The following is a 12,673-nucleotide window of genomic DNA, read 5'->3' on the forward strand; positions in this document are numbered from 1 at the left end:
GCGGAATTTAGGCCCTGGCAGACAACCAAGCAAGCGCTTGGGTGTTAATTCGGGTGCAAAAGGATATTCGGCACTTTTCAACCAAGCGCTTGCTTGGTAATGTCGACCCACCTTCAATGTGGCACGGACAATTCCAATGACTCGAACCGTACGCATCGGCTGCGCCTCCGCCTTCTGGGGCGACACCTCCACCGCCGCCGCGCAATTGGTCAACGGCAGCGAACTCGACTATCTGGTGTTCGACTACCTGGCCGAGATCACCATGTCGATCATGGCCGGCGCGCGGATGAAGAACCCCGAAGCCGGCTACGCCACCGACTTCGTCGAAGTGCTGACGCCGCTGCTCAAAGACATCGCCGCCAAGAACATTCGAGTGATCAGCAACGCCGGCGGGGTCAACCCGGAGAGCTGCGCGAAGGCCCTGGCCGCTGCCTGTGCGCAAGCCGGCGTCGACCTGAAGATCGCCGTGCTGCACGGCGACAACCTGCAATCCAGGCTCGGTGAACTGGCCAAGGCCGGCACCGTGGAAATGTTCAGCGGCGCCCCGCTACCGCCGATGTGCGTGTCGGTCAACGCTTACCTCGGCGCGCCAGGCATTGTCGAAGCGCTCAAGCTCGGCGCCGACATCGTCATCACTGGCCGGGTGGTGGATAGCGCCGTGGTCAGCGCCGCCCTGGTGCACGAATTCGGCTGGGCCTGGAACGACTACGACAAGCTCGCCCAGGCGGCGCTGGCCGGTCACGTCATCGAATGCGGCGCGCAGTGCACCGGAGGCAACTTCACCGACTGGGAGTCGGTGCCGGATTACGAACACATTGGTTTCCCGATCGTCGAAGTCGAGGCCGATGGACGCTTTATCGTGACCAAGCCGGATAGTTCCGGCGGCTTGGTCACGGCTTTCTCAGTCGGCGAGCAGATGCTCTATGAGATCGGCGACCCGCGCGCCTATCTGCTGCCGGACGTGACCTGCGACTTCACCCGCGTCACGCTCGAACAAGCCGGCCATGACCGGGTGCTGCTCAAGGGCGCGCGCGGCCTACCGCCGAGCGACCAGTACAAGGTCAGCGCCACCTACCCAGACGGTTTCCGCTGCACCGCCAGCTTCGTCATGGCCGGTATCGACGCGGCGAAGAAGGCCCAACGGGTCGGCCAGGCGATCCTCAACAAGACCCGCGAAATGCTCGCCGAGCGCGGCTGGGGCGATTACCGCGAAACCGCCATCGACATCCTCGGCGCGGAATCCACCTACGGCCCCCACGCACGGCGCAGCGACAGCCGTGAAGTGGTGCTGCGCCTGTCCGCCCGGCACAGCAAGAAGGAAGCGCTGGTGTTGTTCTCCCGCGAGATCGCCCAGGCCGCGACCGGCATGGCACCGGGTCTGACCGGCAGCGCCGGCGGACGCGCCGGGGTCAGCCCGGTGATCCGCCTGTTCTCCTTCCTCAGCGACAAGAGCGCCTGTCAGCTCGAGGTGGTCCAGGGCGAGCAACGCCAGGCGGTCGCCTTGCCCGAGCTGGAAACCCTCGATCCGGCCAGCCTCGCCGAAGCCGTCGAGCCGGATGCCCCGCAGGGTGTGGCCGACGCCAGCGTGCCGCTGATCAAGCTGGCCGTGGCGCGCTCCGGCGACAAGGGCAACCACAGCAACATCGGCGTGATGGCGCGTAAACCCGAATACCTGCAGTGGATCGCCGCCGCGCTCAGCGTCGAGAACGTCGCCGAGTGGATGGAGCATGTGCTCGACCCACAGATCGGCCGCGTGTCGCGCTGGTATCTGCCGGGCAGCCACAGCCTCAACTTTCTGCTGGAAAACGCCCTCGGCGGTGGCGGCATCGCCAGCCTGCGCAGCGACCCGCAGGGCAAGGCGTTCGCCCAGCAGTTGCTGGAATTCCAGGTACCGGTGCCCAAGGCGCTGGCCGACAGCCTGTGAGCGAAACCGATGTAGGAGCGAATTCATTCGCGATACCGGCAACACCGCCTCGCGAATGAATTCGCTCCTACCAAAAGCAAATGGATTCCACCCCAACAGGGTGGCCGCCAAGAGAGCCGAAGGACCACAACGATGAGCTACGACTCCATATTCAAACCCGGTCTGTTCGCCGGCCAGACCATCCTGGTGACCGGCGGCGGCAGCGGCATCGGCCGTTGCACCGCCCATGAGCTGGCGGCGCTCGGCGCCCACGTGGTGCTGGTCGGGCGCAAGCCCGAGAAGCTGGAAGCCACCGCAGCAGAGATAGTCGAAGACGGCGGCAGCGTCAGCTGGCAAGCCTGCGACATCCGCGAGGAAGAGCCGGTCAAGGCGATGGTCGCCGCGGTGCTGGCCGAACGCGGGCAGATCCACCATCTGGTCAACAACGCCGGCGGCCAGTACCCCGCGCCGCTCGCCTCGATCAACCAGAAGGGCTTCGAGACCGTGGTGCGCACCAACCTGGTCGGCGGTTTCCTGGTCGCCCGCGAGGTGTACAACCAGTGCATGAGCAAGCGCGGCGGCAGCATCGTCAACATGCTCGCCGACATGTGGGGCGGCATGCCCGGCATGGGTCACTCCGGCGCCGCGCGCGCGGGCATGGAGAACTTCACCAAGACCGCCGCCTTCGAATGGGGCCACTCCGGTGTGCGGGTCAACGCGGTGGCGCCCGGCTGGGTCGCCTCCAGCGGCATGGACACCTACCCGGAAGCCATGAAGACCATGATCCGCTCGCTGAAGAACCACGTGCCGCTGCAGCGCATCGCCACCGAAGCGGAGATCGCCTCGGCCATCGTCTTCCTGCTCTCGCCCGGCGCCAGCTTCATCAGCGGCAACACCATCCGCATCGACGGCGCTGCGACCCAGGGCACGCGCACCTGGCAACTGGGCAAGGCGACCAACAGCGAGTCCTACAACGGCTTCCACCGGGCCTACGCGCCCGACGTGCTGAAAGATCAGGAGTAAGCCGATGCCGGTGATCCAATCCGAACTGGACGTCCACGGCGAAACCTTCGCGCAGAACCGCGAAGCCATGCTCGCCGCCGTCACCAGCTTCCGCGAAGTAGAGCAGAAGGTGCTGGACAAGGCCGCCGAGGCCAAGCCGAAGTTCGTCAAGCGCGGCCAGTTACTGCCGCGCGAGCGCCTCAACCTGCTGCTCGATGCCGGCGCGCCGTTCCTCGAGCTGTGCTCGCTGGCCGGCTACAAGTTCCATGACGACAAGGACGGCACCCAGGCGGGTGGCGGGCTGATCGCCGGCATCGGTTACGTCGCTGGCGTGCGCGTCCTGGTGGTCGCCAACAACAGTGCGATCAAGGGCGGCACCATCGCCCCGTTCGGCCTGAAGAAATCCCTGCGCCTGCAGCAGATCGCCAGCGAGAACAAGCTGCCGATCATCACCCTGGCCGAGAGCGGCGGCGCCAACCTCAATTACGCGGCGGACATCTTCGTCGAAGGAGCGCGCGGCTTCGCCAACCAGGCGCGCATGTCGGCCATGGGCCTGCCGCAGATCACCGTGGTGCACGGTTCCAGCACTGCCGGCGGAGCCTATCAGCCAGGCCTGTCGGACTACGTGGTGGTGGTGCGCGGCAAAGCCAAGATGTTCCTCGCCGGCCCGCCGCTGCTGAAAGCCGCGACCGGCGAAGTGGCCACCGACGAGCAACTGGGCGGTGCCGAGATGCACGCGCAGATCGCCGGCACTGCCGAATACCTGGCCGAGAACGATGCCGACGGCGTGCGCCTGGCCCGCTCGATCCTCGCCATGCTGCCGTGGAACGCCCAGTTGCCGCTGCGCCCGCAGAAGACCTGGAAGGAACCGTTGTACCCGGCCGAGGAACTGCTCGGCGTGGTCCCGGCCGACGCCAAGAAGCCCTACGACGTGCGCGAGATCATCGCGCGCATCGCCGACGGCTCGGAGTTCCTCGACTTCAAGAACGAGTTCGACAGCCAGACCGTCTGCGGCCACCTGCAGATCGAAGGCCAGCCGTGCGGCATCATCGGCAACAACGGGCCAATCACCCCGCAAGGCGCTGTCAAGGCGGCGCAGTTCATCCAGCTGTGTGAGCAGAGCAACACGCCGATCCTGTTCTTCCACAACACCACCGGCTTCATGGTCGGTACCGAAGCGGAACAGCTCGGCGTGATCAAGCACGGCTCCAAGCTGATCCAGGCGGTGGCCAACGCCAGCGTGCCGAAGCTGACCCTGGTGGTCGGCGGCTCCTACGGCGCCGGCAACTACGCCATGTGCGGGCGTGGCCTCGACCCGCGCTTCATCTTCGCCTGGCCGAACAGCAAGACCGCGGTGATGGGCGGCGCGCAGGCCGGCAAGGTGCTGCGCATCGTCACCGAGGAAAAGCACGCCAAGGAAGGCAAGGAAGCCGACCCGAAGATGCTCGACATGCTCGAGCAGATGACTGCACAGAAGCTCGACAGCTCGGCCACCGCGCTGTACGGCACGGCGAGCCTGTGGGACGACGGCCTGATCGACCCGCGCGACACGCGCAAGCTGCTCGGTTACCTGCTGGATATCTGTGCCGAAGCTGCAGTGCGGCCGCTGAAGCGCAATAGCTTTGGGGTCGCGCGGCTGTGATGCCCTCTCCCATGGCGAGGGAGGACAGCAGCCGTAGGGCGGGTGCAACCCGCGCGTCTACACGATTAGCGGCCTGCGGGTTTCACCCGCCCTACATGGCTTTGAGGTTAGTCCGGAGAGGCACCGCCCTCTCCCCCAGTCCCTCGCCCCTCTTCATAAAAGAAGGCTGGTAGAGGGGAGTTACTCGGCGTTGCCGGCTAGCGCCTCGCTCACCGGCACGCACCAACAAGTCCCCTCTCCTACTGGTGGGAGAGGGTTAGGGAGAGGGCCAACAGCGCCCGCGAACGAACACCTTTCAAGGAGAACAACAAAATGATCTTCACCCCCGAACACGAAGCGCTACGCAAGACCGTCCGTGATTTCGTCGCCAAGGAAATCAACCCGCACGTCGACCAGTGGGAAAAAGACGGCCGCTTCCCGATCCACGAGATCTTCAAGAAAGCCGGCGACCTCGGCCTGCTGGGCATCTCCAAGCCGGAGAAGTTTGGCGGCATGGGTCTGGACTACAGCTACTCGATGGTCGCCACCGAGGAGTTCGGCACCATCACCTGCGGCGGCATCCCCATGGCCTTCGGCGTGCAGACCGACATGTGCACCCCGGCCCTGGCGCGCTTCGGCTCCGATGAGTTGCGCGAGGAGTTCCTGCGTCCCGCCATCGCCGGCGACCTGGTCGGCTGCATCGGCGTCTCCGAGGTCGGCGCCGGCTCCGATGTCGCCGGGCTGAAGACCAATGCACGCAAGGACGGCGACGACTACGTGATCAACGGCAGCAAGATGTGGATCACCAACTCGCCGTCGGCCGATTTCATCTGCCTGCTGGCCAACACCTCGGACGACAAGCCGCACATCAACAAATCGCTGATCATGGTGCCGATGAACACTCCGGGCATCAGCCTCAGCCCGCACCTGGACAAGCTCGGCATGCGCAGCTCGGAGACCGCCCAGGTGTTCTTCGACAACGTGCGCGTGCCGCAGCGCAACCGCATCGGCGCGGAAGGCACCGGCTTCATGATGCAGATGCTGCAGTTCCAGGAGGAACGCCTGTTCGCTGCTGCCAGCGGTATCAAGGGCCTGGAGTATGTGGTCAACGCCACCATCGAGTACTGCAAGGAGCGCAAGACCTTCGGTAACGCACTGATCGACAACCAGGTCATCCACTTCCGCATGGCCGAGCTGATGACCGAGATCGAGGCGCTGCGCGCGCTCACTTATCAGGCCACCGAGCTGTACATCAACGGCAAGGACGTCACCCGCCTCGCTTCGATGGCCAAGCTCAAGGTCGGCCGCCTGGCACGTGAAGTCACCGACTCCTGCCTGCAGTACTGGGGCGGCATGGGCTTCATGTGGGACAACCCAGTTTCGCGCGCCTACCGCGACACCCGCCTGGCCTCCATCGGCGGCGGCGCCGACGAGATCATGCTCGGCATCATCTGCAAGCTGATGGGCACCCTGCCGGGCAAGAAGAAGTGATACCCGATGGTTCCCATGCTCCGCGTGGGAACCCATACCGGGACGCTCCGCGTCCCAACGGCGCAGGAGCGCCGCCAGAGGCATTCCCACGCTGGAGCGTGGGAACGATCACCGAACCGAGGCTTGCGATGATGGAACTGCCCACCACCGAAACCCTGCTGCTGGCGCTCGAAGGCGGCGTGCTGCACGTCACCCTCAACCGCCCGGACAGCCGCAACGCCATGAGCCTGGCGATGGTCCAGGAACTGCGCGCCGTGCTCGCCACGCTGCGCGACGCGCGCAGCGTGCGTGCCCTGGTGCTGCGTGGTGCCGGCGGGCATTTCTGCGCCGGCGGCGATATCAAGGACATGGCCGGCGCGCGCAGCAAGGGCGTCGACGCCTACCGCGAGCTCAACCGTGCCTTCGGCAGCCTGCTGGAGGAAGCCCAAGCCGCGCCACTGGTGCTGATCGCCGTGCTGGAAGGCGCGGTGCTGGGCGGCGGCTTCGGCCTGGCCTGCGTCTCCGACATCGCCATCGCCCGCGCCAACGCCAAGTTCGGCATGCCGGAAACCACCCTCGGCATCCTCCCGGCGCAGATCGCGCCCTTCGTGGCCAAGCGCATCGGCCTGACCCAGGCCCGTCGCCTGGCGCTGACCGCTGCGCGCTTCGACGGATTGGAAGCCCTGCGCCTGGGCCTGGTGCACTTCTGCGAGGCTGACGACGCAGCCATCGCGCTACGCCTGGCACAGGTCCTGGAGCAGGTCCGCCACTGCGCGCCGCAGGCCAACGCGGCGACCAAGGCGCTGCTGCTGGCCACCGAAACCGAACCGCTGGATGCCGTGCTCGACCATGCCGCCAAGCTGTTCGCCGTGGCGGTGACCGGAGAGGAAGGTGCCGAGGGGACCATGGCCTTCGTGCAGAAACGCGCGCCTAAGTGGGCCGAATGACTCCCCTCTCCCGTTTACGGGAGAGGGGCCGGGGGAGAGGGAGCCCGGCAACGCAACCCTCTCCCTAGCCCTCTCCCATGAATGGGAGAGGGTACCGAATCGAGTGGCTTGAGAATCAGGAGTTCATAACGACATGCCCGCCTTCACCAAGATCCTGATCGCCAACCGCGGCGAGATCGCCTGCCGGGTGATCCGTACCGCGCACGAGCTGGGCTACCGCAGCGTGGCGGTGTTCAGCGAGGCCGACGCCGGCGCCCGCCATGTGCAACTGGCCGACGAGGCGGTGGGCATCGGCCCGGCGCAGGTCAACCAGTCCTATCTGGTGATCGACGCCATCATCGCCGCCGCGCAGAAGACCGGCGCCGACGCCATCCACCCCGGCTACGGTTTCCTCTCCGAGAACGCCGAGTTCGCCCGCGCCTGCGAAGCGGCCGGCATCGTGTTCATCGGTCCGACCGTCGAGGCCATACACCTGATGGGCAGCAAGCGGCTGTCGAAGCTCGCCATGCTCGAGGCCGGCGTGCCCTGCATCCCCGGCTACGAAGGCGCCGCCCAGGATGACGAGACCCTGACCCGCGAGGCCCTGCGCATCGGCTATCCGCTGATGATCAAGGCCAGCGCCGGCGGTGGCGGACGCGGCATGCGTCTGGTCCATGAGGCCGGCGAACTGGCCACGCAGCTGCGCACCGCGCGCTCCGAGGCGCAGAACGCCTTCGGCTCCGGCGAACTGATCCTGGAAAGAGCGGTGATCCAGCCGCGCCATGTGGAAATCCAGATATTCGGCGACCGCCACGGCAATATCGTCTACCTCGGCGAGCGCGACTGCTCGGTGCAGCGCCGCCACCAGAAGGTCATCGAGGAAGCGCCCTGCCCGGTGATGTCGCCGGAGCTGCGTAAAGCCATGGGCGAGGCGGCGGTGCAGGCGGCAGCGACGGTCAACTATGTCGGTGCCGGCACGGTGGAGTTCCTCCTCGATGCCAGCGGCGTGTTCTATTTCCTGGAGATGAACACCCGCCTGCAGGTCGAACACCCGGTCACCGAGCTGATCACCGGCCAGGACCTGGTGGCCTGGCAGATCCGCGTCGCCGAAGGCCAGCCGCTGCCACTCAAGCAGGACGAGATCCGCCTGACCGGCCACGCCATCGAAGTGCGCCTGTACGCCGAAGACAGCGCGCACAACTTCCTGCCGCAGACCGGCGAGGTGCTGCGCTGGGAGCCGGCGCTGCTGGATGGCATCCGCATCGACCACGGCCTGGTCGAGGGCCAGCCGGTGACGCCGTTCTACGACCCGATGCTGGCCAAGGTCATCGCCTACGGCGCGACCCGCGACGAGGCGCGGCGCAAGCTGGTCCGCGCGGTCGAGGATTGCGTGCTGCTCGGCGTCAACGGCAACCAGCGCTTTCTCGCCAACCTGCTCAAGCACCCGGAGTTCGCCGCCGGGCAGGCCACCACGGCCTTTATCGGCGAGCACTTCGCCGCCGACCCTAGCCTCAGTCCACAAGCGCCGGCCGCTAGCGAACTGGCTAGCGCCGCCGCCCTGCTCTACCAGGCCTCGGCGCTGCAGCGCGCCCACCAGCATGGCCTGGCCGGCTGGCGCAACGTCGATAACGCGCCCTGGCGCTTCGTGCTCAAGCACGGCGAGCACAAGCATGCCGTCGAACTCAGCGTCGCAGACAGCGGCAAGCAGCCACGCTTCGCCGCACGGATTGGCGATGTCCAGTTCGACCTGCGCCTGCTGGCGGCCGATGGTCGCTGGGCCACACTGGAACTGGACGGCGTGCGCCGCCGCCTCGCCTACCACCTGGCCGGCGAGCGCCTATGGTTGTATGGCCACAACGGCAACCTGGAACTGCTCGACGTCACCCACGAACCAGTCGCCGGCCAGGACGCCGCCAGCTCCGGCACGGTCAAGGCGCCGATGGATGGCGCGATCGTCGAGGTGCTGGTCAGCGAAGGCGACAAGGTCGACAAGGGCCAGCTGCTGCTGGTGCTGGAAGCGATGAAGATGGAACACCCGCTCAAGGCCGGGGTCGACGGCGTGATCCGCCGCATCCAGGTGAGCAAGGGTGACCAGGTGAAGAACCGCCAGGTGCTGGTGGAGGTGGAGGCCCAGGAGGCGTAAAGAACGTCCTCCATCCACCGCAAGGCTTTTAGCTGATCGTTCCCGCGCTCCGCGTGGGAATGCCGCCCGAGACGCTCCGCGTCTCAGGGGACGCAGAGCGTCCCCGAACCGGTTCCCACGCCGGAGCATGGGAACCATCGACAACCAGGAGGCCCCATGTCCCTGCAAGGCAAAACCCTGTTCATCACCGGCGCCAGCCGTGGCATCGGCCGCGAAATCGCCCTGCGCGCTGCGCGTGATGGCGCCAACATCGTCATCGCGGCGAAAAGCGCCGAGCCGCATCCCAAGCTCGAAGGCACCATCTTCAGCGTCGCAGCGGAAGTCGAGGCCGCCGGCGGCAAGGCACTGGCCCTGCAAGTCGACGTGCGCGACGAGAACGCCGTGCGCGAAGCCATGGCCAAGGCCGCCGAGCACTTCGGCGGCATCGACGCGCTGGTCAACAACGCCGGGGCGATCAAGCTGGTCGGCGTCGAGAAGCTCGAACCCAAGCGCTTCGACCTGATGTTCCAGATCAACACCCGCGCGGTGATGGTCTGCAGCCAGGCGGCGCTGCCCTACCTGAAACAAAGCAGCAACGGCCACATCCTCAGCCTGTCGCCGCCGCTCAACCTTGCGAGCAAATGGTTCGCCCAGCACGGCCCGTACACCGTCACCAAGTACGGCATGAGCATGCTCACCCTGGGCATGAGCGACGAGTTCAAGAAGTACGGCATCAGCGTCAACGCCCTGTGGCCGCGGACCATCATCGCCACCGCCGCCATCGAGTTCGAGCTGGGCGGGCGCGACATCTTCAAGTACGCGCGCAAGCCGGAAATCATGGCCGACGCGGCCTACGCCATCCTCTCCAGCACCGAGCGCAGCATCACCGGGCGCCTGTTGATCGACGACGAAATCCTCGCCGAACAAGGCGTCAGCGACTTCGAGCACTACCGCTACGATCCCGCTGGCGGCAAGCTGGCTACCGATCTGTTCCTCGACTGAGCGCAGTAGCCCTCTCCCCCCTACCCCTCTCCCGTAAACGGGAGAGGGGTGACTATCGACCCTGCTTCGCCCTCGGCCACGTATTTGCCGATCTGCCCGACGCCGCCTGCGCCGGGGTCATAGCAGCCGCAATCGGTCACCGTTACATTGGTCACTGGCAAGATCGCCCACAACAACAAGCGCGAGCGCCATGCCCAACGCCGACCTGATCACCACCACCCGCTTCCTAGGCCGCCTGCCGTCCGCCCTCGCCCGCGCCCCACGCGCGGTGCTCGGCCTCTACTACACCGCCATCCGCAACCGCGAGAAGAACCTCTCGCTGGCCTGGGCGCTGGAGCGCGCCGCACAGCGCTACCCGGAGCATCCGGCCGTCATCCAGGAGCAGCGACGCCTCAGCTACGCCGCCTTCAACGCCTGGGCCAACCGCCTGGCGCACGCCCTGCAGGCCGAGGGGGTGCAGCACGGCAGCGTGGTCGCGGTGATGCTCGAAAATCGCCTGGAAATCCTCGCCGTGCTGGCCGCGCTAGCCAAGCTCGGCGCCGCCGGCGCGCTGATCAACACCACCCAGCGCGGCAACGTGCTCACCCACAGTCTGAACCTGGTCAACCCCAGCCACTTTGTGGTTGGCGAAGAGCTGCAGGTAGTGTTCGACAGCGTCCGAGGCGAGGTCGATAACGCCCATCGCTACTGCTACTGGCTGGCCGACTGCGACACCCTGGCCGAGGCCGGCACGGCACCGGCCGGCTGGCAGAACCTCGCCCTGCTGGCGCGTGGCCAGGCCGACGGTAACCTGCCGAGCAGCACCCAGGTGCGCATGAAGGACGCCTGCTTCCTGATCTACACCTCCGGCACCACCGGGCTGCCCAAGGCGTCGATCCTCAGCCACGGCAAGTGGATCAAGGCTTACGGCGGCTTCGGACATTCCGGTCTCGGTCTTACCCCCGAGGACGTGCTTTACCTGACCCTTCCCTGTTACCACAACAACGCCGTCACCGTGTGCTGGAGCGCCGCGCTGGCTGGTGGCGCGGCCATTGCCCTGCGCCGCAAGTTCTCGGCCAGCGCCTTCTGGAAGGACGTCGCCGAGTATCGCGCCACCTGCTTCGGCTATATCGGCGAGCTGTGCCGTTACCTGCTCAATCACGCCGAATGCACTGAAGAACACGGCAACACCCTCACCTGCATGATCGGCAACGGCCTGCGCCCGTCGATCTGGAACGACTTCAAGGCGCGCTTCGGCATCAAACGGGTCATGGAGTTCTACGCCTCCAGCGAGGGCAACATCGGCTTCACCAACGTGTTCAACTTCGACAACACCGTGGGGTTTTCCCCGGCGCCCTACGCCATCGTCCGCTATGACCTGGACGCCGATCGCCCGGTGCGCGACGCCAAGGGCTTCATGGCCAAGGCCAACAAGGGCGAGCCCGGTCTGCTGATCAGCGAAATCACCGACAAGTGGCCGTTCGATGGCTACACCGACCCGAGCAAGAGCGAGGCGGCGATCTTCCGCGATGTGTTCAAGAAAGGTGACGCCTGGTTCAACACCGGTGACTTGATGCGCGACATCGGCTTCAAGCACGCCCAGTTCGTCGACCGCCTCGGCGACACCTTCCGCTGGAAAGGCGAGAACGTCTCCACCACCGAAGTCGAGAGCATCATCGCTGCCTTTCCCGGCATCGAGGACGCGGTGGTTTACGGCGTGGAAATTCCCGGCACCAACGGCCGCTGTGGGATGGCCGCACTGCGTTTGAGCGAAGGTACTGAGCTGGACCGCACAGCCCTGGCCGCGCATCTGGACCGCGAGCTACCCGCCTATGCCGTGCCGCTGTTCCTGCGCCTGCTCAGCCACGTGGAGACTACCGGCACCTTCAAGTACAAGAAGGTCGACCTGAAGAAAGTCGGCTTCGATCCGCAGGCGACCGACGATCCGCTGTTCGTCCGCCTGCCCGGCAGCCACGCCTATGCAGAAATTGATGAGGTCCTGCATCGCGCGATTGGCAACGCTGACTACGGGTTTTGATCGACACCCGCAGCCCAGGCTGGGTCGCGGCTGAACTGCCGATACCCAGCGTTTCACGTGTCAGCCGGCGTAAGCCCGCTCCAGCTCGGCGATATCGAGCTTTTTCATCTGCAGCAAGGCCGTCATGACCCGCTGGGATTTTTCCCGGTCGGCGTCGCTGACCAAGTCCATCAACGTGCTAGGCACGATCTGCCAGGACACTCCGTATTTGTCCTTGACCCAGCCGCACTGCTGCGCTTCGACAGGGCCGCCCTCGGCAAGCCGCGCCCAGCAGTAATCCAGCTCTGCCTGCGTGGCGCAGAACACTTGCAGCGAAATGGCTTCGTTAAAGGTGAATACCGGCCCGCCATTGAGCGCGGTGAATAGTTGGCCGTCCAACTCGAAGGCAACGGTCATCACCGAGCCTGCTGGCCGGCCATGGATCTCCTGCCCGGCCTCACCGTAGTGGCTAATCGTGACGATGCGCGAATTATTAAAGATGCCGGTGTAGAACTTCGCGGCCTGTTCGGCCTGGTCGTCGAACCATAGGCAGGGACTAATCTTCTGCAACGCTGGCATGGCACGCTTCCTCGGATGGAGTCGGGCCACTGTGGCCGCGATTACCAGTTAG

Annotated in this window: 9 protein-coding genes; 8 read left to right on the plus strand and 1 reads right to left on the minus strand. The window is 65.8% G+C overall.

Translation table 11 applies throughout. From position 1 onward, the window contains the following. The first annotated feature begins 136 nt into the window (after positions 1-136). From NVV93_RS11590 to NVV93_RS11625, 8 genes are all read left to right on the plus strand, one after another. Positions 137-1,924, plus strand: a complete 1,788-nt coding sequence (locus tag NVV93_RS11590) for an acyclic terpene utilization AtuA family protein (protein ID WP_258250803.1) — start codon at positions 137-139, stop codon at positions 1,922-1,924. Positions 1,925-2,056: 132 nt separating this feature from the next. Next, positions 2,057-2,926, plus strand: coding sequence for an SDR family oxidoreductase (locus tag NVV93_RS11595; protein ID WP_258250804.1), 870 nt, complete (start codon positions 2,057-2,059; stop codon positions 2,924-2,926). A gap of 4 nt (positions 2,927-2,930) precedes the next feature. Continuing rightward, positions 2,931-4,547 (plus strand): geranyl-CoA carboxylase subunit beta, encoded by a 1,617-nt coding sequence (atuC, locus tag NVV93_RS11600; RefSeq protein WP_258250805.1) that lies wholly within the window; start codon positions 2,931-2,933, stop codon positions 4,545-4,547. Between the two features lie 312 nt (positions 4,548-4,859). Further along, positions 4,860-6,017, plus strand: a complete 1,158-nt coding sequence (gene atuD, locus NVV93_RS11605; RefSeq protein WP_258250806.1) for a citronellyl-CoA dehydrogenase — start codon at positions 4,860-4,862, stop codon at positions 6,015-6,017. A 131-nt stretch (positions 6,018-6,148) separates the two neighbouring features. After that, the gene (locus NVV93_RS11610) at positions 6,149-6,943 is read left to right on the plus strand and encodes an enoyl-CoA hydratase/isomerase family protein (protein ID WP_258254347.1); all 795 of its coding nucleotides are present in this window, start codon (positions 6,149-6,151) and stop codon (positions 6,941-6,943) included. A 133-nt stretch (positions 6,944-7,076) separates the two neighbouring features. Beyond that, positions 7,077-9,065: a geranyl-CoA carboxylase subunit apha gene (gene atuF, locus NVV93_RS11615; protein ID WP_258250807.1), complete on the plus strand. Its 1,989-nt coding sequence runs from the start codon at positions 7,077-7,079 to the stop codon at positions 9,063-9,065. Positions 9,066-9,221: 156 nt separating this feature from the next. Further along, complete coding sequence (locus NVV93_RS11620) at positions 9,222-10,046, plus strand: NAD(P)-dependent oxidoreductase (RefSeq protein WP_258250808.1); 825 nt, start codon at positions 9,222-9,224, stop codon at positions 10,044-10,046. 190 nt (positions 10,047-10,236) lie between these two features. Further along, positions 10,237-12,063, plus strand: coding sequence for a long-chain-acyl-CoA synthetase (locus NVV93_RS11625; protein WP_258250809.1), 1,827 nt, complete (start codon positions 10,237-10,239; stop codon positions 12,061-12,063). Positions 12,064-12,123: 60 nt separating this feature from the next. Here NVV93_RS11625 and NVV93_RS11630 read toward each other — a convergent pair whose 3' ends face one another. Then, positions 12,124-12,621 carry a VOC family protein gene (locus tag NVV93_RS11630; protein WP_258250810.1) on the minus strand — a complete coding sequence of 166 codons (498 nt, stop codon included), beginning with the start codon at positions 12,619-12,621 and terminating at the stop codon, positions 12,124-12,126. Positions 12,622-12,673: the final 52 nt, after the last annotated feature.

This window comes from Pseudomonas sp. LS44, assembly GCF_024730785.1.
Classification (GTDB): domain Bacteria; phylum Pseudomonadota; class Gammaproteobacteria; order Pseudomonadales; family Pseudomonadaceae; genus Aquipseudomonas.

What these genes read in the sequence shown, in the direction of transcription:
- NVV93_RS11590 (WP_258250803.1), top strand. Translation starts at nt 137, where the DNA reads ATGACTCGAACCGTACGCATCGGCTGCGCCTCCGCCTTCTGGGGCGAC.
- NVV93_RS11595 (WP_258250804.1), top strand. Translation starts at nt 2,057, where the DNA reads ATGAGCTACGACTCCATATTCAAACCCGGTCTGTTCGCCGGCCAGACC.
- atuC (WP_258250805.1), top strand. Translation starts at nt 2,931, where the DNA reads ATGCCGGTGATCCAATCCGAACTGGACGTCCACGGCGAAACCTTCGCG.
- atuD (WP_258250806.1), top strand. Translation starts at nt 4,860, where the DNA reads ATGATCTTCACCCCCGAACACGAAGCGCTACGCAAGACCGTCCGTGAT.
- NVV93_RS11610 (WP_258254347.1), top strand. Translation starts at nt 6,149, where the DNA reads ATGGAACTGCCCACCACCGAAACCCTGCTGCTGGCGCTCGAAGGCGGC.
- atuF (WP_258250807.1), top strand. Translation starts at nt 7,077, where the DNA reads ATGCCCGCCTTCACCAAGATCCTGATCGCCAACCGCGGCGAGATCGCC.
- NVV93_RS11620 (WP_258250808.1), top strand. Translation starts at nt 9,222, where the DNA reads ATGTCCCTGCAAGGCAAAACCCTGTTCATCACCGGCGCCAGCCGTGGC.
- NVV93_RS11625 (WP_258250809.1), top strand. Translation starts at nt 10,237, where the DNA reads ATGCCCAACGCCGACCTGATCACCACCACCCGCTTCCTAGGCCGCCTG.
- NVV93_RS11630 (WP_258250810.1), bottom strand. Translation starts at nt 12,621, where the DNA reads ATGCCAGCGTTGCAGAAGATTAGTCCCTGCCTATGGTTCGACGACCAG.